Source organism: Ancylobacter mangrovi, from assembly GCF_024752355.1.
Lineage (GTDB): Bacteria > Pseudomonadota > Alphaproteobacteria > Rhizobiales > Xanthobacteraceae > Ancylobacter > Ancylobacter mangrovi.
Genome location: NZ_JANTHZ010000011.1, coordinates 1 through 18868, shown reverse-complemented (window position 1 = coordinate 18868; position 18868 = coordinate 1). Strand labels below are relative to the sequence as shown.

The window sequence follows — 18868 nt, the reverse complement described above, 5'->3', positions numbered from 1 at the left end:
ATGCCCGATCTCGTTGCCGGCCTCGGGCCCTATCTGCCGCTGCTCCTGGAAGGCGCGCGCACGACGCTGCTGCTGTTCGTGCTGACGCTGCCGATCGGCTTCCTGATCGCGCTGCCCTTCGCCTTCGCGCGCAACGCCCGCAACCGCGCGCTGCGCGGCCTCGGCCATGGATTCGTGCTGTTCTTTCGCGGCGCGCCGCTGCTGGTGGTGCTGTTCCTGGTCTATTACGGCCTGCCGCAGGTGCCGGGCATCCGCCAGAGCGTGCTGTGGTTCCTGCTGCGCGACCCGTTCACGGTGGCGGTGATCGCGCTGTCGCTGAACTCGGCCGGGTTCCAGACCCACATCATCGCCGGCGCGCTGCGCAACGTGCCGGCGAACGAGGTCGAGGCGGCGCGGGCGGCGGGCTTCTCGCGCCCGCAGGTGTTTCGCTTCATCGTCGCGCCGCACGCGGTGCGGCTGGGCATACGCAGCTTCGGCAACGAGGCGGTGTTCGTGCTGAAGGGCACGGCGGTGGTGAGCTTCATCACCGTGCGCGACCTGATGGGCGCGGCGAACCAGGTCTATTTCCGCACCTTCGAACTGGTGCCGCCGCTGGTGTTCGCGGCGCTGGTTTATCTCGCCGCCGTGTTCGCGGTCTCGCGCTTCGTGCGGCTGGTGGAATGGCACGCCACGCCGCAGCTCAGGCGCGCGCGCTAGCCTTCAGGAAGCCGGCGAGGCGGGGGCTCTTCGGCCGCGCCAGCATGTCCTCCGGCGGGCCCTGCTCCACCACCCGTCCTTCGCACAGGAACACCAGCCGGTGGGCGTGCTCGCGCGCGAAGCCGATCTCATGCGTGACGGTCACGGTGGTGATGCCGCGCGCAGTGGCGGTGACGATGGCCGCCATCACGCTGCGCACCAGCTCCGGGTCGAGGGCCGAGGTCGGCTCGTCGAGCAGCAGGATGTCCGGCGCCTTGGCGAGCGCGCGGGCGAGCGCCACGCGCTGCTGCTGGCCGCCGGAGAGCTCGAACGGGTAGCGCGCGGCGAAGCCGTCCATCTCCATCGCCGCGAGATGTTCGAGCGCGCGCGCCCGCGCCGCCGCTGCCGGCAGGCCGAGGAGGTGGCGCGGCGCCAGCATCACGTTCTCCAGCACCGTCATCTGCGAATAGAGATTGAAGGACTGGAAGATCATGTCGGTGCGTCGCCGGCACTCCTTCAGCCCGGCCGGGGTGGCCAAGTCCTCGCCGAGCACGGTGACGCGCCCCGCGCGGGGACGCGCCAGCGCGTTCATGCAGCGGATCAGGCTCGACTTGCCCGAGCCCGAGGGGCCGATGATGGCGACGCGCTCGCCGCAGCCGACCACGAGGTCGATGCCGCGCAGGATCTCCGCCGCGCCGAGGGCGAGGTGCACGCCCGACATCTCGATCACCGGCATGCCGGGAGCGAACTGCCTCATGCGGGCGCGCCGGCGCGCTGCGCCTCGTCGATCAGGAACTGGGCGAGCAGGCGGGTGCCGCTCGCGGTCGGCCCCTTCGGCAGATGCGGATGCTCGGCCTCGTTCCAGGCGGTGTTGTAGATGTCGAGATGGGCCCACGGCTCGTCGCCGACAAAGGCCCGCAGGAAGGATGCCGCCGTCATCATGCTGCCCTGCTGGATCGTGGTCGAGATGTTGCGCAGGTCCGCGATCCGGCTGCGCAGCAGCTCACGGTACTCCGGCCACAGCGGAAGGGGCCAGACCCGCTCGCCCGCCGTCGCCTCCGCCTGCTGGAACGCCGCGGCCAGCGCCGGGTCGCTCGCGAACAGGCCGATGCCGACCGGGCCGAACACGATCGAGCTCGCTCCGGTCAGCGTCGCGAGGTCGATGATGGCGCGGGGATTCAGCGAGCGCGCATAGTGCAGCGCGTCGGCGAGGATGAGCCGGCCCTCGGCGTCGGTATTGAGGATTTCCACCGTCCGGCCGGAGAGGGTGCGCACCACGTCGCCCGGTCGCGTGGCGCCGCCGCCCGGCATGTTCTCGACGATCGGGAACAGGCCGATGACGGCGAGCGGAAGGTCGAGCGCCAGCGCCGCGGTGAGCGCGCCGAACACCGCCGCGCCGCCGCCCATGTCGGCCTTCTGCCGTTCCATGTCGAGCGCGGGCTTGAGCGAGATGCCGCCGGTGTCGAAAGTCACCGACTTGCCGACGAGGACGAGCGGCGCATCGAGGTTCGGCGCCTCCGCCGGCCGGTAGTCGGCGCGCACGAAGCGGGGCTCGTGGCGCGAGCCCTGCGCCACGGCGAGCAGCGCGCCCATGCCCAGCTCCTCCATCGCCGCGCGGCCGAGCACGCTCACGCTCAGGCGCGGATCGGCGCCGAGCGTCTCGATGCAGGCGGCGAAGGCGGCGGGTGTCAGCCGGTTGGGCGGCTCGTTGCAGAGGTCGCGGGCGGCGTTCACGGCATCGGCCACCGCGCCGGCGCGGCGCAGCGCCGGTTCCGCCTGCGCCTGCCGCTCGGTGGAAACGGCGACGGCGAGATGCGCGATCCGCGCACGGCCGGGTTCCTCCGTGCGGTAGCGGGCGAATTCGTAGTCGGCCGAGAGCGCGCCCTCGACCAGCGCCTGCACGACGCGCGCGAAGCCGTCCCCGTCGAGTTCCGGGAGGCCGGCGGTGTCGATGACGATCCGGCTCACCTCGCGCCCGCGCAGAGCCTTCACAGCGGCGCCGGCGGCCCGGCGCGCCTCCTCCGGCATGACCGGTCCGGCGCCGAGGCCGGCGAGCACCAGCCGCGCCGCCGGCAGCAGGCCGAGGGTCGCGATGACGACGGCCTCGCCCGGCCGGCCGGGAACGTCCTCCGCCGCGACGACACGGGCGAGCGACGGGTCGAGCGGCTTGTGGTTGGCGGCAAGCGGCAGGATCAGCGCGTCGCAGGCGGTCTGCGCCGCCGGCGTCGTGACCACGGTGAGCGCGCTCATGCCGGCTCCCCGGTCAGGAACACACCTTCGAGGCCGGCGCCGATCACGGCGATGGCCTCGATCTCGACCAGGATTCCGTACTGGCCGAGCGGCGCGCCGACCACGGTGCGGGCCGGGTAGGGGCCGGCGAAAGCGGCGGCATAGGCGGCATCGAAACCCTCGAACAGCCGCATGTCCGAGAGCGTGACATTGGTGCGCACCACGTCCGACAGGCCAGCGCCCAGCGCCTCGAGCGAGAGCTCGACATTGCGCAGGGTCTGGCGGGTCTGCGCGGCGATGTCGCCCGGGCCGACCAGCCGGTCCTGCGCGTCATAGGGGCATTCGCCGGCGATGAACACGACATCGCCCGCCCGCGCGCCATGGGCGTGGGGTCCCTTGCAGGGGCCGAGTTCCGGCAGATAGACGGTGTCGTCGCGATAGCTGAAGCTGGTGCGGCCGACGCCGCTCATGGTGGAATCGACGAAGCGCAGCCCGCCGCCGCTCGCCGCCACCGCGTCCACCTCGACCAGCGCGAGCGGCTGCTCCAGCACCCCGCCGACCGAGCAGCGCGCGGCGTTCGCGCCGGCGAGAAGCTCGTTGTAGACCTCGTTGTAGAAGCCGTAATTGTGCCAGCGGGCGGCGGTGTTGTTGACCTTCACCAGATCGCCCGCGCCCGCGCCGAGCGGCGCCAGCGCGCCCAGTATGCCGCCCAGCACCTGCCGCGCCTGCGCGCGCAGATCACCCGCTTCCTCCGCGCCGCTCGAAGGATCGAAGTGCGCGCCGTCGCAGAACAGGAGCCCGCCGAGCTGCGTGACACCCGGGCCGCCCGGCGAGGAGTGCCGCACCGGCGGTTCATCCGCGCCGGCGATCAGCTCGACCAGTGCGTCGACGCCGTCGGGCAGCATCGCCCCGACAGCCGAGGTGGCGGCGGGAAAGGCCGGCAGGCGCGCGCGCAAGGCCTGGGCGGAGCGGATGTCGGCGAGATAGGCCTTCAGCCTCGCGGCGGCGGGCAGGTCGCTGCCCAGCGCCTCCAGCATCGCCTGCGCGGGTGCGAGCGGGTCTCCGCCGGGGGCAGCGGCGAGGCCGCCAGTGACGACGAGCCCGCCGGCCCGCACCGCGAGGCTTTCGGCGCCGCGTACGGCGAACGGGAAGGAGCGTGTCTCGACCATCGGCCCCGCCTCACCCCTCCGGTGCCCGCAGCACCTCGACGCGTAGCGGGGTGAGCTTGTAGCCGTTGCACGGACCCTGGTCGGACGGGCAGTTGGAGATGCCGACGATCAGGTCCATGTCGGCGCGCAGCTCCACGAAGTCGCCGGCCTTCGAGAGCGGCTCGACGGTGCGGATCGCCCCGTCTGGCTTCAGGTCGACATTCATGAAGATGTTGAAGCTGTAGGGGATTTCGCGCAGCGGCAGGCCGAAGGGCGCGAGCGCGACCTCAAGGTTGCAGCGGCAGTTCGGGGTGTGATGCAGGCCGTAGCGCTTGAAGTTCGCCCCCTCGTTGCACGAGCCCGCCAGCAGGTCGTGGCGCCCGCACGTGTCCTCGGTCAGCGTCATCAGGCTGTTGCAGTCGTTGGAGAGCAGGCTCTTGCCCTTCACCATGTAGATCGAGCCCTGGTCCATCATGGTGACGTGGACCGAGAGCTTCTCGGCGGTGTTGTGCCGGTTGAAGCAGACCAGGTCGGCGACCTGCTGGCCTTCCAGATCGGTGATGCGCAGCACCTCGCCCTGGTCCATCGCGAAGCCGATCCGCGCGCGCGGCGGCAGAACCTCGTCGAGACGCGCCTCGCCCGTCCGCACGGGTCCCCGGTCCGGAGAGTTGTCGGGTGCGGTCATGGGCACGGCCTCCTGCGTCACGCTGTCCGGCACTAGTGCCCGGCGGGGCGGGCGCGGGGAAGCATCAATTTGGTCCCGCTTCGATGCCCGGAAAGCACCGCACCCACCACGACGCCGGAGCCTTTGAGGCATCGCAATTGTGCGTTTTTGATGCTTTCTCGCGCTCGTTGAACGGCGCTAGCGTCGCTTCCGTCCTCTCCCCACGCCGCTGCCCTGGAGCCCTCGAGATGATGTCCCTCACCCGTCGTGCCTTCGGCCTGACCCTGCTCGGCGGCGCTGCCGTCGCGGCGCTCGGCACGGCGCCCGCCTTTGCCGAGACCACGCTGGAGCGGATCCGCCGCACCAAGAAGCTGACCGTCGGCACCGAGGCGGCGTTCCCGCCCTTCGAGTTCGTCGAGGACGGCAAGATCGTCGGCTACGGCAAGGACATCCTCAACGTCGTGGTGGCCGATCTCGACGTCGAGCTCAACCAGCTCGACGTGCCGTTCCAGGGCATCCTGCCCGGCGTGCTGGCCGGCAAGTTCGACTTCGTGGCGACCTCGGTCGGCATCAACGAGGAGCGGGCGAAGAAATACGCCTTCACCCTGCCGATCGCCGAGAGCACCCCCTATTTCATCAAGCGCGCGGGCGATGCCAGCATCTCCTCCGGCGCCGACCTCAACGGCAAGGTGGTGGGCACCCAGCTCGGTACCACCACCGAGCAGGCCGCCCGTGCCACCAACGCCAAGCTGAAGAAGGCCGGCGGCAAGGGCTTTTCCGACCTCAAGCTCTATCCGAGCTTCCCCGAGACCTATCTCGCCCTCGCCAATGGCGAGGTGGACGTGGTGGTGCAGAGCCTTCCCAACGCCGCCGTGCTCATCAAGCAGCAGCCGGGCGTATTCGCGCTCGCCGGCCCGGCCAGCGAGACGATCAGCTATATGGGCTGGGTCACGCGGCCGGAGGACAAGGACCTGCGCGACTACATCTCCGGCGTGATCCGGCAGCTTCGCGACAGCGGCAAGCTCTACGCGTTCCAGGACAAGTGGTTCGGCTTCCGCATGCCGATCCCCGACAGCGGCTACCTGCCGCCGGGCGCGGTCTGAGCCGCTCGGCCGGTCCGGCGAGGATGGCATGACCTTCGATCCGGCGTTTCTGCTGCAGGCCCTGCCACGGCTGCTGCCGGCCGCGCTGCTCACGGTCGAGATCGCGCTGGCGGCGACGCTGCTCGGCCTGCTGGGCGGCACCGCGCTCACCATCCTGCGGGCCTGCAAGTGGCGGCCCGTCAACGCGGCGGTCGCGGTGCTGATGAGCGTGGTGATCGGCACGCCGCTGCTGGTGCAGATCTTCGTCTTCTACTACGTCCTGCCGGCGGTCGGGATCGACCTCGGGCCGATGAGCGCGGGCATCCTCGCCCTGTCGCTCAACAGCGCGGTCTTCGTCAGCGAGATGATGCGCGGCGGGCTGGCGACGCTCAACCCCGGCGCCATCGAGGCAGCCGTGGCGCTCGGCCTGCGTCCGGCGGCGATCTGGCTGCGGGTCGTGCTACCCCAGCTCTACGCCGCGATCCTGCCGAGCCTGATCGGCGAGTTCACCATCCTCGTCAAGGCGACGGCCCTGCTCTCCGTCATTACGGTGGTCGAGCTGTTCCGCACCGGCCAGCAGATCTATGCCGGCAATTTCCGCCCGTTCGAGACGCTGAGCGCGGTGGCGCTGCTCTATGTCGCCATCAATGCCAGCGTGAGCCTCGGCGCGGGGCTCGTCGAGCGCCGGCTGGCGGCGCGGCGGGTCTGAGCGATGCGGATCTGAATCATGTCGTTCGATCCCGCTATACTGATCGACAACTGGCCGGTGCTCGCGCGGGGCTTCGCCGTCACAGTGATGCTGTCGGCGCTTGCCATCGTGCTCGGCTTCGTCATGGCGATCCCGATCGCGGCGCTGAAGCTCGCCCGCCACCCGATGCTGCGCCTGCCGGCCGCGCTGCTGATCGAGGTGGTCCGGGGCATGCCGTTTCTGGTGCTGCTCTATCTGCTGCATTTCGGCCTGCCCTTCTTCGGGCCGCGCCTGCCGGCGACCGTGACGGGGACCTTCGCGCTGGGGCTGTTCGGCGCGGTCTATTTCGCCGAGGTGATCCGCGCGGCCGTGCTCGCCCTGCCGCGTGGGCAGATGGAATCGGGCCGCGCCGTCGGCATGACGCGGCTGCAGAGCGTACGCCACATCATCGCGCCGCAGCTCGTGCCGGGGCTGCTGCCGCCTTCTACCAACATCGCCCAGATGCTGATCAAGGAATCGGCTGTGCTCTCCAGCATCACCGTGCCGGAGCTGACCTATTCGGCGCTGCTGGTGCAGGGGCAGACCTTCTCGCCGGTCGAGGTGTTCGTGGCGACCGGCACGCTCTACTGGGTGCTCAGCCACGCGCTGGCGACGGCGAGCACGCGCGGCTCGCGCCGCCACGCACGGCGCCGGCCGCAGGGGCGGATCGCCGACCGCTTCCTCTCCCTCGACGCATTCGGACCGCGTCCGTGAGCGGGGCCGCGCAGCCGGACGCGGCGCCGGCGCTGGAGGTGATCGGCCTGCGCAAGAGCTTCGCCGGCCGGCCGGTGGTCGACGACGTCTCGCTGTCGGTGGCGCCGGGCGAGGTGCTCGGCATCATCGGGCGGAGCGGCTGCGGCAAGACCACGCTGCTGCGCGCCATCGCCCATCTCGACCCGCCCGACGACGGCTTCGTGCGGGTGGGCGGGCACGCCTTCGGCCCCGAGGTCTCGCCGGCCGGCGTGGTGCGCCGGGGGTGGAGACGTGGGCGCGACATCTCGCGCGAACGTCACCGCATCGGCTTCGTGTTCCAGCAGCTTCATCTGTGGCCGCATCTCGACGTGCTCGGCAATGTGACGCGGGCGCAGAGCGTGGTGCTCAGTCGCCCGGCGCCGGTGGCAACCGAGCGCGCCCGCGCCCTGCTGGCCCGGCTCGGCATCGCCGACAGGGCGGCGATGCGGCCGGCCGAGCTTTCCGGCGGCCAGCAGCAGCGCGTCGCCATCGCCCGCGCGCTGGCGCTCGACCCGCCGGTGCTGCTGTTCGACGAGCCGACCTCGGCGCTCGACCCCGAGCTCACCGGCGAGGTCGCCGCGCTGCTGCGGACGATCGCCGGCGAGGGCCGGGCGCTGGTGGTGGTCAGCCACAGCCTCGGCTTCGTGCGGCGGCTGTGCGACCGGCTCGCCTTCCTCGATGGCGGCCATGTGGTCGAGGAGGGGCCGGCGGCCCGCCTGCTCGACGCGCCGCGCGATCCGCGGCTGGCGCGCTTCCTCGCCGCGCTGGCCCCGCCGTTTCCCTCACCGCAGCCCGCCCGCTGACAGGCGCCGGGCCGCGGAGCCGAGGCCTTATCCAGGAGTTGAGACCATGAATAGCCGATCCGACAGCCCGCGCGCGGAGGATGCCCGGCGCCAGCCGATCTGGGAGCACATCATCGAGCCGAAGGGGCGGATCGGCTTCGAGCTGGCCAAGGGGCAGGTGCTGCGCATTGTCGATCTCGACGGGCAGCAGGTCGCGGACTTCATCTGCTTCAACAAGCACGATCTCGGCGAGAAGATCTCGATCCACACCACCATCATGCTGAACGGCAACATCCATGTCGGCATCGGCAGCACCGTGTTCTCCGACGACGCCCGGCCGATGCTGAAGGTGCTCGCCGACACGGTCGGCCGGCACGATCTGCTCGCCGGCACCTGCTGCCGGGGCCTGAACCGGCTGCGCTACGGCGTCGAGGACGGGCCGAACTGCCGCGCCAGCCTCGCCGCGGTGATGGAGCCGCACGGCGTGAGCTATCGCGAGATTCCCTACACCTTCAACGTGTTCATGAACGTGCCGGTGCAGGCGGACGGCGCCATCGGCGTCGAGGCGCCGCTCTCGCGCGCCGGCGACCATATCGACCTCGAGGCGCAGATGGACCTCGTGGTGGCGATCTCGAACTGCCCGCAGGAGCGCAACATCTGCAACGGCTTCGAGGCGACGCGGCTGGGGCTTTCGATCTTCGAAGGCGCCGGGGCATGAGGCGGGCCGGTGCCGGCGACGAGGCGAGGCTCGATGCGCAAGGTCTCGATGCGCAGGGTCTCGATGCTGCGGGACTGGAGGCGCTGTTCACGGGGCTGAGCTTCTACGGCACCGGCGGCGGCGGCTCGGCGCAGGCCGGGCTCGCCTTGCTGCTTCAGGAAGGGCTGGCGCCGTCCGACATCGCCTTCGCCGCCATCGAGGCGCTGCCGGACGACGCGCCCGTCGCCTGCGGCATCATCATCGGCGGGCGCGATCCCGCCGACCCGCTCGACCCCGCCGTCCGCGCCGCGCTCGGCGTGCCGGCGGGCGATCTCGACCTGCCGACGCGCTTCGAGAGGGCGGTGCGGCTGATGTCGGCCCGGCTTGGCACGCCGCTCAGGGCGCTGGTGCCGGTCGAGCTGGGCTCGCTCGCCACCGCCGCGCTGCTGATCGCGGCGCACCGGCTCGGCCTGCCGGTGCTCGACGCCGACGCGGCGGGGCGCTGCATTCCCGAGCTCGGCATGACGAAGCTGGACCTCGCCGGCCTGCCGCCGGTCCCGCTCGCCCTCGTCGACCGGCTCGGCGGCGAGGCGGTGATCGGCGCGGCGGCGAGCGCCACCATGGCCGACCGCATGGCTCGGCAGCTCAACCGGGCGGCGTCGGGCCGCGGGCTCGCCTGCCTCGCCTATCCCGGCCCGCTCGGGCAGCTGCGCGGCGGGCTGATCGCCGGCAGCATCGGCCATGCGATGGAAGTCGGGCGGCGCCTGTGCGGACCGGGGGCGGCGGCGGAGCGGCTCGAGGCGGTGCTGGCCTTCACCGGAGGCGAGCTCTCCTTCGAGGGCGAGGTGAGCATGCGCTGGCGCAGCGAGGAGCCCTACGCCTTCCGCGAGGCGGCGTACGAGCTTGTCGGGACCGGGCCGTTCGCCAGCCGGCGGGCGAGGATCTGGATCAAGAACGAGCACCATTTCCTGTGGGTCGACGGCGCGCTCGCCGCCGCCAGCCCCGATCCCATCGCGGTGCTCGACGCGGCGAGCCTGATGCCGCTCGCGACCACGGGAGAGGCGGAGGGGCGGCGCGTCGCGGTGGTGCGCGTGCCGGTGCTCGACACGGCTTTCGAGACGCCCGAGGGACGGGCGCTGTTTGATCCCCGGCGGCTCGGCGTGGAGCCGGACCGCCGGGGCTAGGAGGGAAGGGCGCCTCAGTATTCGTCGTGCAGCCGCACCCAGCCCATGGTGCCGGTCGTCTCGTTGCGGCCCTTGGGCACGAGGTCGAGCCAGTTGAAGGCGCCGATCAGCAGTTCCGCACCGCGGTGATAGGTCGAGTAGGTGTGGTAGACGGCGCCGTCCTCGCCCTTCACGAACACGCTCGCGCCGAACATGTCCTGGCTGCGGCGGATGACGGTGCCGTAATTGTAGATGGCGCGGCCGGCGGCGATGTCCTCGGGCGTGAACGACACGCCGAAGTCGAAGTTGAAGTCGCTGCCCTGCGAGGACACCCACGGGAAGCTCCAGCCCATGCGGGCCCTGACCGCTTCGATGCGGGCCAGCGGTACGCGCGAGATCGCGGCGAAGGAGAGGTCCGCCTGCTCGAAATGCCGGCGCGCCGCGTCGACATGGTCGGCGATGAAGGAGCAGCCGGGGCAGATGTGGTCCGAGCCCGGCGTCAGCATGAAATGGTAGACGACGAGCTGGCTGCGCCCGCCGAACAGGTCGGCGAGGTTGCGCCGGCCGCCGGGGCCTTCGAAGACGTAAGGCTTGTCGATCCTGACCCAGGGCAGCGCCCGGCGCTCGGCGCGCAGCGCGTCGAGCTCATGGGTCAGGGCGCGCTCGCGGGCAAGGAGCGCCTTGCGGGCGTCGAGCCACTCCGCGCGCGGCACGACCGCGTGGTTCGGGACGGGTGTCGTGGCGTCGCTCGTCGCGGGATTGATCGCCTTGTTCATGGTCGGTCTCCTTGTCTGTCGGTCAGCGGGAGGCGCGCAGGCGGGCGCGCTTCAGCCAGGGCGAGAGGTGGAACAGGCTCATCAGCAGGTACATCGCGCTCATGCCGTCGATCGGCAGGCCGCCGGGCGCGGTGGAGCAGAGCGCCATGGGCGGCGCGTTCAGGGCCGTGATCCCCGCCATCAGCGCGAAGGTCGGTGCGGCCCCGAGGGCGAGCCCGTCGGTGAGGCCGAACGCCGGCCGGATCGCTTCGCTGCCTTCCGTTGCGGCTGTCGGCATTGTCATTCTCCGGCTTGCGATCGATTGTCGTCCGCGTTCCCTGCGGCGACGGGAGCAGGCTAGGGCGGGGCCGGGGCGGGGTGAGAGTGACAAGTGTGACGGGATTTCGATGGACTCGCTGATCACCGCCGCCGCCCGGGCGCTGGCGGCGGGCGATCCGCTATCCGCGTTGAAGCGCGTCACGCTGCGCGAGGACCCGCCGGCGCTGGCGCTGCGCGGCATCGCCATGGCCCAGCTCGGCGATCTCGAACGCGCCCGGCTGCTGCTGCGCCGCGCCGCGCGCGGTTTCGGGCCGAGGGAGCCGACGGCGCGGGCCCGCTGCGTGCTCGCCGAAGCCGAGATCGCGCTGGTCTCGCGCGACCTCGCTTATCCCGCCGAGGTGCTGGGGGCGGCGCGGGCGCGGCTGGCGGGGCTGGGCGATGCGGCCAACGCCGCCCATGCCGGCGCCCTCGAGGCGCGGCTGCTGCTGCTGATCGGGCGCCTCGGCGAGGCCGAGACCGTGCTGGCGGCGGTCGATGTCGATGCGCTGCCGCCGGCCTCGCGGCCCGGCTACTGGCTGGTCGCGGCCGGCATCGCCATACGCCGCATTCAGGCCGGGCCGGCACGCGCGGCGCTCGACGAGGCCAGGCGCGCGGCGCGGGCGAGCGGCATCGTCGCGCTGGCGGCCGAGGTCGAGACCACCGCGCACGCCCTCGACGCACCCGCCGCCCGCCTGATCGGGCGCGACGGGCAGAGGCTGCTCGGGCTCGGCGAGGTCGAGGCGCTGATCGGCTCGGGCACGCTGCTCGTCGATGCGTGCCGCATGGCGGTGCGCCGCGGGGCCGACGTGGTGACGCTCACGGGGCGGCCGGTGCTGTTCGCGCTCGCCCGGGCGCTGGCCGAGGCGTGGCCGGGCGACGTCCCGCGCGCGGCGCTGGTCGCACGGGCCTTCCGCGCCCGCGAGGCGGACGAATCCCACCGCGCGCGGCTGAGGGTCGAGATCGGACGGCTGCGCGCCGCGCTCGCCCCGCTGGCGCGGCTCGACGCAACACGGCGCGGCTTCGCGCTGCTGCCGCACGGAGAGACGCCGGTCGGCGTGCTGGCGCCGCCGGTCGAGGGCGAGCATGGCGAGGTGCTAGCCCTGCTCGCCGACGGCGAGGCCTGGTCGAGCTCGGCGCTGGCGCTGGCGCTCGGGGTCAGCGCGCGCACCGTGCAGCGCGCGCTCGACGCGCTGGCTCAGGAGGCGAAGGTGGAGAACTTCGGGCGCGGACCCGCGCGGCGCTGGCTGGCGGCGGGCGTGCCGGGCTTCCCGACAAGCTTGTTACTCCCCGCCCGGATAAGCGAGGGCTAGACTGGAGCCATGAAACATTCCCCCGCCGAGATCATCCGCGAATACGGCCCGTTTCCCGAGGCGAAGGGCGTCCACGGCGTCAGCTATGACGGCCGGCGGATCTGGTTCGCCTCCGGCGACCGGCTGAACGCGCTCGACCCGGACAGCGGCGCCATCGTCGGCGCCCTTTCGGTTCCCGCCGATGCCGGCACGGCCTTCGACGGCCGGCACCTGTTCCAGATCGCCGAGGCGGCGATCCACAGGATCGACCCCGCGACCGGCGAGGTGGTGGCGATGATCCCCGCGCCGGGCAATGGCGAGGATTCGGGCCTTGCCTGGGCCGAGGGGTCGCTCTGGGTCGGCCAGTACCGCGCGCGGAAGATCTACCAGGTCGACCCCGACACCGGCGCCGTGCTGCGCACCATCGAGACCGACCGCTTCGTCACCGGCGTGACCTGGGTCGACGGCGAGCTCTGGCACGGCACCTGGCAGGACGAGACCTGCGACGTCCGCCGCATCGACCCGCAGACCGGCGAGGTGATGGAGCGGCTCGACATGCCGGCGGGAACCGTCGTCTCGGGGCTCGAATCGGACGGCGCCGACCGTTTCTTCTGCGGCGGCGCCACCAGCGGCAAGCTGCGGGTCGTGCGCCGGCCGGGGCGGGGCGGCACGGGCACCTGACCGGGCGCCCGCCCTGTCCGCGTGGGCGCTCAGCGCACCGTCACCGTCTTGACGACGTCGACATTGCCGCGCACGGCGTTGGAATAGGGGCAGATGGCGTCGGCGCCACGCACGAATTCCTCGGCGCTCGCCTGGTCGATGCCGGCCATGGTGATGGCGAGGCTCGCATGCAGCACGAAGGCGTCGGCCTCGTTGCGGCTGAGGCCGATCTCGGCCACCACCTCGACATCGCCGTCGGCGAAGCGGTGCCCGGACTGGCGGGCCACCCGCAGCAGCGCGTTCTCGAAGCAGGCCGCGTAGCCGCCGGCGAAGAGCTGCTCGGGATTGGTGGCCCCGCCCATGCCGCCCAGCTCCTTCGGGATGGCCAGCGCGAGCGCGAGGAGACCGTCCTCGCTGCGGATGCTGCCCTTGCGCCCGCCGCTGGCGGTGACGCGCGTCGAATAGAGAATGGCCATGATGGTCTTCCTGGTTGCGGGCGCCGCGAAGCCGCGCCGCCGGCTCATGTGCCGGCGGCATCCGGCGGCGGGGGTATCCTAGGGCGTTTTCGCGCCGACCGTGCGGGCGGCTTTCTCGATCACGGCGGCGACCTCGGCCGGATGGGTCTCGTAGACCGAGTGGCTGGCGCCCTTGATGACGACGAAGGGGGCGTCGGCGCGCTTGTAGTAGAAGCGCTCGAGGTCCGGGTTGATGATCTGGTCGTTGCCGGCGACGACGCCCCAGACGGGTTTGGTCTTCCACGCGGCGGCGGTCAGCGGGGTGCTGAAGACGTCGGCCTTGGCGAGCACCTGCGAGCGGGCCTCGAACGTGGCCTGCTGCTTCGGCAGGTCGGGGGCGAACAGCTTCGGGAACAGATCGGGCTTCAGATAGGTGTAGCCGTCCGGCGTCTTCTCGATGGCGCCGGGGGTCTTGGCCAGCACGCTCGGCATCTTCCCGCCGAGTTCGCTCTCGTCCTCGCCGACATCGGGCGCGTGGGCGGCGACATAGACGAGGCCGGCGACCTTGGGGTGCACGCCCGCCTCGGTGATGATCGAGCCGCCATAGGAGTGGCCGACCAGGATGGCCGGTCCGTCCTGCATGTCGAGCACGCGCTTGGTGGCGGCGACGTCGTCCGGGAACGAGGTCTCCGGCTCCTGGACCATGGAGACGTGGAAGCCGTCCTTCGTCAGTATGTCGCTGACCGGCTTCCAGCCGCACGCGTCGACCCAGGCGCCGTGCACCAGGACGATGTTGTGGATCGGATCGGCCGCGGCGGCCGGGGCGGCGAGCGCGAGCAGCGCGGTGAGGAGCGCGGCGGGGCGAAGGGTACGGTACGGCATGGTATCACCTCTTGGCGTGTGGGGCTCCTGCCCCTGGCGGATGACCGGAGCGCCGGCGGCGGAAACGTGCGGCGCGGGATGCAGGCGACTATTTCGTGACGCCGAAGCTAGTCAGTTCTTCCCGCGGTGATTGTCGCGAAGAACTGCATAAGTAATTGCTGGTGCGAACAGGCAAATATCGCGTTCACCCAAGCTGATCACTTGGTCTTCATCCGCGCGCCGGAATCGTCTTCGGCAGGCGCTCGACATGACCTTGCGACGAATGCACGCACGTCGCGGCGCGGCGTGTATTTGCGACAGCATTCCGCAGCGTTTGACGGGATGATCGATGCCCGTGAAGGAGCGCCGGGGCCGCATGGGCGGCCGGAGGGGTGCTTCCCGACAGCCACGAGGGAATGCGCCATGAGGGCCGATGTCATTCTGCTGGCGATCGCGCCGGTGTTCTTCGTGATGGCGCTCGGCTACGGCGCCGGCCGGCTTGGCGTGGTCGACAACCGCCAGGTGGGCAGCCTCAACACGCTGGTCATGAGCTTCGCCCTGCCGGCGTCGATGTTCGTCGCCACCGCCTCGGCCCCGCGCAGCGAGATGCTGGCGCAATGGCCGCTGGTCGCGCTTCTCGGGACGGTGATGCTGGCGGTCTTCCTCGGCTGGTACCTCCTCGCCCCGGCGTCGCGCGCGGATGCGTCGATGCAGGCGCTGACCATCGCCTTTCCCAATTTCGCCGGCGTCGGCCTGCCGATCGCCGCCGCCGTGGCCGGCCCGGCCGGCGCGGTGCCGGTCGCGGTGGGGCTGGCGGCGGGATCGCTGCTCGTCAGCCCGCTCGCGCTGCTGCTGGTCGAGATGAACATGCCCGGCCGGGAAAGCGCCGCCGCGCCGGGGGCGCGCATCCTCGCCGCGCTGCGGCGCTCGCTGACCAAGCCGGTCGTGCTGGCGCCGGCGCTGGGCATCCTGCTGTCGCTGCTGCGGGTCCCGATCGGCCCGGTGATCGAGGCCAGCCTCGAACTGATCGGCACCGCCGCCGCCGGTGTGGCGCTGTTCCTGACCGGGCTGATCCTTTCGGGACAGGCGTTCCGCCTCGACTGGCGGATCGTCGGAGCGACGGCGCTGGCGGACATCGTGCGGCCGGGCGTGACGGCGCTCCTCGTCTGGATGCTGCCGGTGCCGGCCGACATCGCCCGCATGGCGATCCTGCTCGCGGCCGTGCCGTCGGGCTTCTTCGGCATCCTGTTCGCGGTCGACTACCGCCTCGATTCCACCGCGGCGGGCTCGATGGTGCTCGCCAGCAGCGTGCTGAGCATCGCGACCCTCGGCGTGGTGATCCTCGTGCTGTTCCCGCACTGAGCGGGAAGCCCGTGCCTCAGCTCGCGAAGCCCAGCAGCCCCGGCACCAGCAGGGTGAACCAGGGCACGAAGGTGACCAGCAGCAGGCCGATCAGCAGGATCAGCACATAGGGGATCATGAAGGCGGAGGCGCGGTCGACCGGCGCGCGGGTGACCGCGCAGGCGATGTAGAAGCCGACGCCGAGCGGGGGCAGGAAGGCGCCGATGCCCATCGCCACCAGCAGCACGATGCCGTAGTGCAGCGGGTCGATGCCGAGATCGGGCGCGAGCGGCAGAAGGAGCGGCGCCAGGATCAGCAGCGCCGGCAGTCCCTCCAGCAGCGAGCCGAGGATCACCACCGCCGTGATCGAGGCCAGCATGAACAGGGTGGCGTTGTCGTGCCAGGTCGCGACCAGCGCGGCCAGCGAATGGGGAAGCTGGGCGGCGGAGAGCACCCAGGAGAAGGTCTGCGCCGCCGCGAGGGTGAAGAGCACCATGGCCGAGACGGTCGAGGCTTCCGCGATCATGCGGCCGAACTGCCTGAGGTTCACCTCCCGGTAGAGCAGGGCGGCGATGGCGAGCCCGTAGGCCACGGCGAAGGCGGAAATCTCGGTCGGGGTGGCGAAGCCGCTGAAGATGCCGCCGAACAAGAGCGCCGGCATGGAGAACGGGATGATCGCCCGCAGCGCCAGCCGGCGGATCAGCGGCCAGTTGCGGCTGCCGTGCTGGCGGGTGTTGAACTTCGCCGCGCGGAAATAGATCAGCGCCATCAGGCACAGCGCGATCACCGCGGCGGGGATGAGCCCGGCCGCGAACAGCGCGCCGATCGACAGCGAGGTGACCGAGCCGAGCACCAGCATGGCGAGGCTCGGCGGGATGCACTCGCCCATGGCGGCCGAGGCGGCGAGCACGGCGGCGGCCTCGGCGCGGTCGTATCCCTCCTCGTCCAGCATGTCGCGCATCACGAGGCCGACAGCGGCGACATCGGCGGCCTTGGAGCCGGAGATGCCGGAGACGATGTACATGCTGACGACCATCACCTGCATCAGCCCGCCGCGCAGGCGCCCGACCAGTGCCGCGATCAGCTCGACCAGCCGGCGCGATATGCCCCCGCCTTCCATGATGAAGCCGGCGAAGATGAAGAAGGGCAGGGCCAGCAGCACGAAGCGCCCGACGCCGTCCACCATGTTCTGCGGCACGGCGATCAGAGGCACGAAGGTGCCGATGTGCAGATAGAGTATGGTGCCGAGCATGAGCGCGAAGCCCACCGGCAGGCCGAGCAGCACCGTCACCAGCACGAGCAGCAGCGCGATGCTGATGGCGCTGCCATTCGCCATCGGCGCGTCGGCGAGGAAGCCGAACAGCACGAACGGCGCGGCGAGCACGAGAACGGCGACGAACGCCGCCAGCACCGCGCCGCGCGGCTGCTCGTAGAGCCGGACGAGGGCATAGACCGCGAGCATGACCATGCCGACCGACAGCGGCACGGCGAACCAGGCGCCGCGCATCTCGAGGATCGGCGTCAGTTCCTCCCACCGCGCCTCGACGAGGCCGATCGAGTAGAAGAAGCTGAGGAGGCCGAGCCCCAGCACCACCCAGTCCGCGCCGGCGAGCACCACTGCCTGCGTCTTTTCCGGCAGCATGTTGACGATGGTGCGCACCGAGATGTGGGCATCGCGGCGATAGGCGACCGCCCCGCCAATGAAGGCGATGGTCGACAGCGCCAGCGTCGCCACCTCGTCGCTCCACAGCAGCGGGGCGTCGATGAAGGTGCGGCCGAGCACGTTGCCGATGACGACGAGCAACTCGCCGATCAGCGCGATGCCGACCGTGATGTCGAGCAGGCGGTCGAGCAGCAAGATCCAGCCCGTCCGGTGGGCCTGGGCGGTTGGGGCATTCATGGTCGGGGGTTCCGCGATGCCTGGGGCCCCGAGGGGCAGGGCGGCGTCGGCCTCTATTGCTGGGCCATGATCTTGTCGAACAGCTCCTGGTATTTCGGCCGGAACTGCGCGTAGACCGGGTCCATCTTGGCGCGGAAGGCGGCGAAGTCCGTCTCCGTCGCCTGCATGCCGTGGTCGGTGAGGAACTTCATGCCGTCGGTGGTGGCGTCCGCCACCGCCTGCCGCCAGAACGGCTGCACGTTGACCGCCGCGGCCTTGAAGATGTCCCGCTCGGCCGGGGAGAGCCGGCCCCACAGCGCCTTGCTGACCATCAGCGCGCCGGCATTGTAGACGTGGCGGGTGAGCGCGAGGTTCTTCGTCACCTCGTAGACCTTGAAGGTCACCGCCGTCGGCACCGGGAAGTCGACCGCGCCGACCGTGCTCTGCGACAGAGCGAGGTAGACCTCGCTGCCGTCGAGCACGATGGGGATGGCGCCGAGCTGCTTGAACATGGCCGCGAACACCGGCCCGGGCTGGATGCGGATCTTCAGCCCGTGCATGTCGTCCGGCGTCTTCACCACGCGGTCGTGCAGCTCGAGCTGGCGCCAGCCGTACCAGCCCCAGGAGAGGCCGACGATGCCCTTCGGCGCCATGTCGGCGAGCAGCTTCTGGCCGACCTCGCCGTCCAGGATCTTGGCGGCGCTGGCCTCGTCCTTGAAGATGAAGGGCAGGTCGATCACCTGCACGGTCGGCACAAGGCTCTCGATGTAGCCCGAGGTCAGGATGGCGCAGTCGACGATGCCGGTCTGCAGGCTGCTGCCGATGTTGACCGTGCTGCCGAGCGCGCCGCCCACATACATCTGGACCTTGTACTTGCCGCCGGTCTTCTCCGCGATCTCGGCTCCGAAGCGTTCGCCGACCAGGTAGGACTTGTCCTGCTGGGTGTCGGCGGTGGCGAATTTGAGCTGGATCGGTGCGGCGGCGTGCGCCCGGCTGATATAGGGCATCGACAGGACGCCGGCGGCCATGCCGACGAGACAGGTCCGACGCGAGGGACCGCGCTCCATGGTAAATCCTCCCTGATCAGGCGGGATGGCTTGCCCCACCATCATGCTCAGCCTCGTTGATCGGGCTGTTGGGGGGGACTATCCGGGATTATTTATAGACCTGTCAACAACATTCCCGTGCGCCCTTCCAGCGTGAAGGACGGGCTTGCTCCGGCCAAGTATTTGGGCGTTGGAGACGGGTTTCAGGATCGCATGCGATGTAATCGCGCAGGACAACGGCGGCCGTGCGGCCGGTGCGCAAAGACGTTTTTCAGTAAGATGCCGGGGATGGGGCCGAGGGGTGCGCCGGCGCCGGCGCGGCCGGGGTGAGGGGGCGGGGGCGCGCCCCCCCCCGACGCAGGAGC

20 protein-coding genes are annotated in these 18868 nt (G+C 71.1%); 10 read left to right on the top strand and 10 right to left on the bottom strand.

Annotated elements, in window-relative coordinates:
* Window positions 1–696 (top strand): ABC transporter permease, encoded by a 696-nt coding sequence (locus NVS89_RS19590; protein WP_258734453.1) that lies wholly within the window; start codon window positions 1–3, stop codon window positions 694–696.
* Here the strand turns inward: NVS89_RS19590 and NVS89_RS19585 are convergent.
* Genes NVS89_RS19585 through NVS89_RS19570 form a run of 4 tightly spaced genes read right to left on the bottom strand, consistent with a single transcriptional unit; the run spans window position 680 to window position 4737 of the window.
* Window positions 680–1432, bottom strand: a complete 753-nt coding sequence (locus tag NVS89_RS19585; protein WP_258734452.1) for an amino acid ABC transporter ATP-binding protein — start codon at window positions 1430–1432, stop codon at window positions 680–682. The two genes, NVS89_RS19590 and NVS89_RS19585, sit on opposite strands and share 17 nt — an antisense overlap.
* Window positions 1429–2925 (bottom strand): leucyl aminopeptidase, encoded by a 1497-nt coding sequence (locus tag NVS89_RS19580; RefSeq protein ID WP_258734451.1) that lies wholly within the window; start codon window positions 2923–2925, stop codon window positions 1429–1431. The genes NVS89_RS19585 and NVS89_RS19580 overlap by 4 nt, the downstream gene beginning before the upstream one ends.
* On the bottom strand, window positions 2922–4073 hold the full coding sequence (locus NVS89_RS19575; RefSeq protein ID WP_258734450.1) for a RidA family protein: 1152 nt from the start codon (window positions 4071–4073) through the stop codon (window positions 2922–2924). The genes NVS89_RS19580 and NVS89_RS19575 overlap by 4 nt, the downstream gene beginning before the upstream one ends.
* A 10-nt stretch (window positions 4074–4083) precedes the next feature.
* Window positions 4084–4737 (bottom strand): DUF1989 domain-containing protein, encoded by a 654-nt coding sequence (locus tag NVS89_RS19570; RefSeq protein ID WP_258734449.1) that lies wholly within the window; start codon window positions 4735–4737, stop codon window positions 4084–4086.
* Between the two features lie 227 nt (window positions 4738–4964).
* Here NVS89_RS19570 and NVS89_RS19565 point away from each other — a divergent pair, with 227 nt between their 5' ends.
* The 6 genes from NVS89_RS19565 to NVS89_RS19540 are packed head-to-tail and all read left to right on the top strand — an operon-like array spanning window position 4965 to window position 9920.
* Window positions 4965–5819: a transporter substrate-binding domain-containing protein gene (locus NVS89_RS19565; RefSeq protein WP_258734448.1), complete on the top strand. Its 855-nt coding sequence runs from the start codon at window positions 4965–4967 to the stop codon at window positions 5817–5819.
* A 28-nt stretch (window positions 5820–5847) separates the two neighbouring features.
* Window positions 5848–6507 carry an amino acid ABC transporter permease gene (locus tag NVS89_RS19560; RefSeq protein ID WP_258734447.1) on the top strand — a complete coding sequence of 220 codons (660 nt, stop codon included), beginning with the start codon at window positions 5848–5850 and terminating at the stop codon, window positions 6505–6507.
* A gap of 18 nt (window positions 6508–6525) precedes the next feature.
* Window positions 6526–7239: an amino acid ABC transporter permease gene (locus tag NVS89_RS19555; protein WP_258734446.1), complete on the top strand. Its 714-nt coding sequence runs from the start codon at window positions 6526–6528 to the stop codon at window positions 7237–7239.
* Window positions 7236–8060, top strand: coding sequence for an amino acid ABC transporter ATP-binding protein (locus NVS89_RS19550; protein WP_258734445.1), 825 nt, complete (start codon window positions 7236–7238; stop codon window positions 8058–8060). The genes NVS89_RS19555 and NVS89_RS19550 overlap by 4 nt, the downstream gene beginning before the upstream one ends.
* 46 nt (window positions 8061–8106) lie before the next feature.
* A complete protein-coding gene (locus tag NVS89_RS19545) occupies window positions 8107–8757 on the top strand; it encodes a DUF1989 domain-containing protein (protein ID WP_258734444.1) in 651 nt (216 codons plus the stop codon).
* Window positions 8754–9920, top strand: coding sequence for an S-methyl thiohydantoin desulfurase domain-containing protein (locus NVS89_RS19540; protein ID WP_258734443.1), 1167 nt, complete (start codon window positions 8754–8756; stop codon window positions 9918–9920). The genes NVS89_RS19545 and NVS89_RS19540 overlap by 4 nt, the downstream gene beginning before the upstream one ends.
* 14 nt (window positions 9921–9934) lie before the next feature.
* Here the strand turns inward: NVS89_RS19540 and NVS89_RS19535 are convergent, their stop codons facing one another.
* Both NVS89_RS19535 and NVS89_RS19530 read right to left on the bottom strand, forming a co-directional pair.
* Window positions 9935–10675: a DUF899 domain-containing protein gene (locus NVS89_RS19535; RefSeq protein ID WP_258734442.1), complete on the bottom strand. Its 741-nt coding sequence runs from the start codon at window positions 10673–10675 to the stop codon at window positions 9935–9937.
* Window positions 10676–10697: 22 nt separating this feature from the next.
* Complete coding sequence (locus NVS89_RS19530) at window positions 10698–10952, bottom strand: hypothetical protein (RefSeq protein WP_258734441.1); 255 nt, start codon at window positions 10950–10952, stop codon at window positions 10698–10700.
* A 109-nt stretch (window positions 10953–11061) separates the two neighbouring features.
* Between NVS89_RS19530 and NVS89_RS19525 the strand changes: the two genes are divergently transcribed.
* Both NVS89_RS19525 and NVS89_RS19520 read left to right on the top strand, forming a co-directional pair.
* Complete coding sequence (locus NVS89_RS19525; protein WP_258734440.1) at window positions 11062–12282, top strand: helix-turn-helix domain-containing protein; 1221 nt, start codon at window positions 11062–11064, stop codon at window positions 12280–12282.
* A gap of 9 nt (window positions 12283–12291) precedes the next feature.
* Entirely contained in the window at window positions 12292–12942 is a 651-nt protein-coding gene (locus tag NVS89_RS19520) for a Vgb family protein (RefSeq protein ID WP_258734439.1), read from the top strand.
* A 29-nt stretch (window positions 12943–12971) separates the two neighbouring features.
* On the opposite strand, the gene NVS89_RS19515 is transcribed toward NVS89_RS19520, so the two are convergent.
* Together NVS89_RS19515 and NVS89_RS19510 are read right to left on the bottom strand one after the other, a co-directional pair.
* Complete coding sequence (locus NVS89_RS19515; RefSeq protein WP_258734438.1) at window positions 12972–13397, bottom strand: organic hydroperoxide resistance protein; 426 nt, start codon at window positions 13395–13397, stop codon at window positions 12972–12974.
* Window positions 13398–13475: 78 nt separating this feature from the next.
* Complete coding sequence (locus NVS89_RS19510; RefSeq protein ID WP_258734437.1) at window positions 13476–14258, bottom strand: alpha/beta hydrolase; 783 nt, start codon at window positions 14256–14258, stop codon at window positions 13476–13478.
* A gap of 402 nt (window positions 14259–14660) precedes the next feature.
* Between NVS89_RS19510 and NVS89_RS19505 the strand changes: the two genes are divergently transcribed.
* A complete protein-coding gene (locus tag NVS89_RS19505) occupies window positions 14661–15599 on the top strand; it encodes an AEC family transporter (RefSeq protein ID WP_258734436.1) in 939 nt (312 codons plus the stop codon).
* 16 nt (window positions 15600–15615) lie between these two features.
* Here the strand turns inward: NVS89_RS19505 and NVS89_RS19500 are convergent, their stop codons facing one another.
* Both NVS89_RS19500 and NVS89_RS19495 read right to left on the bottom strand, forming a co-directional pair.
* On the bottom strand, window positions 15616–17478 hold the full coding sequence (locus tag NVS89_RS19500; protein WP_258734435.1) for a TRAP transporter large permease: 1863 nt from the start codon (window positions 17476–17478) through the stop codon (window positions 15616–15618).
* A 53-nt stretch (window positions 17479–17531) separates the two neighbouring features.
* Window positions 17532–18524, bottom strand: a complete 993-nt coding sequence (locus NVS89_RS19495; RefSeq protein WP_258734434.1) for a TRAP transporter substrate-binding protein — start codon at window positions 18522–18524, stop codon at window positions 17532–17534.
* Window positions 18525–18868 lie beyond the last annotated feature (344 nt).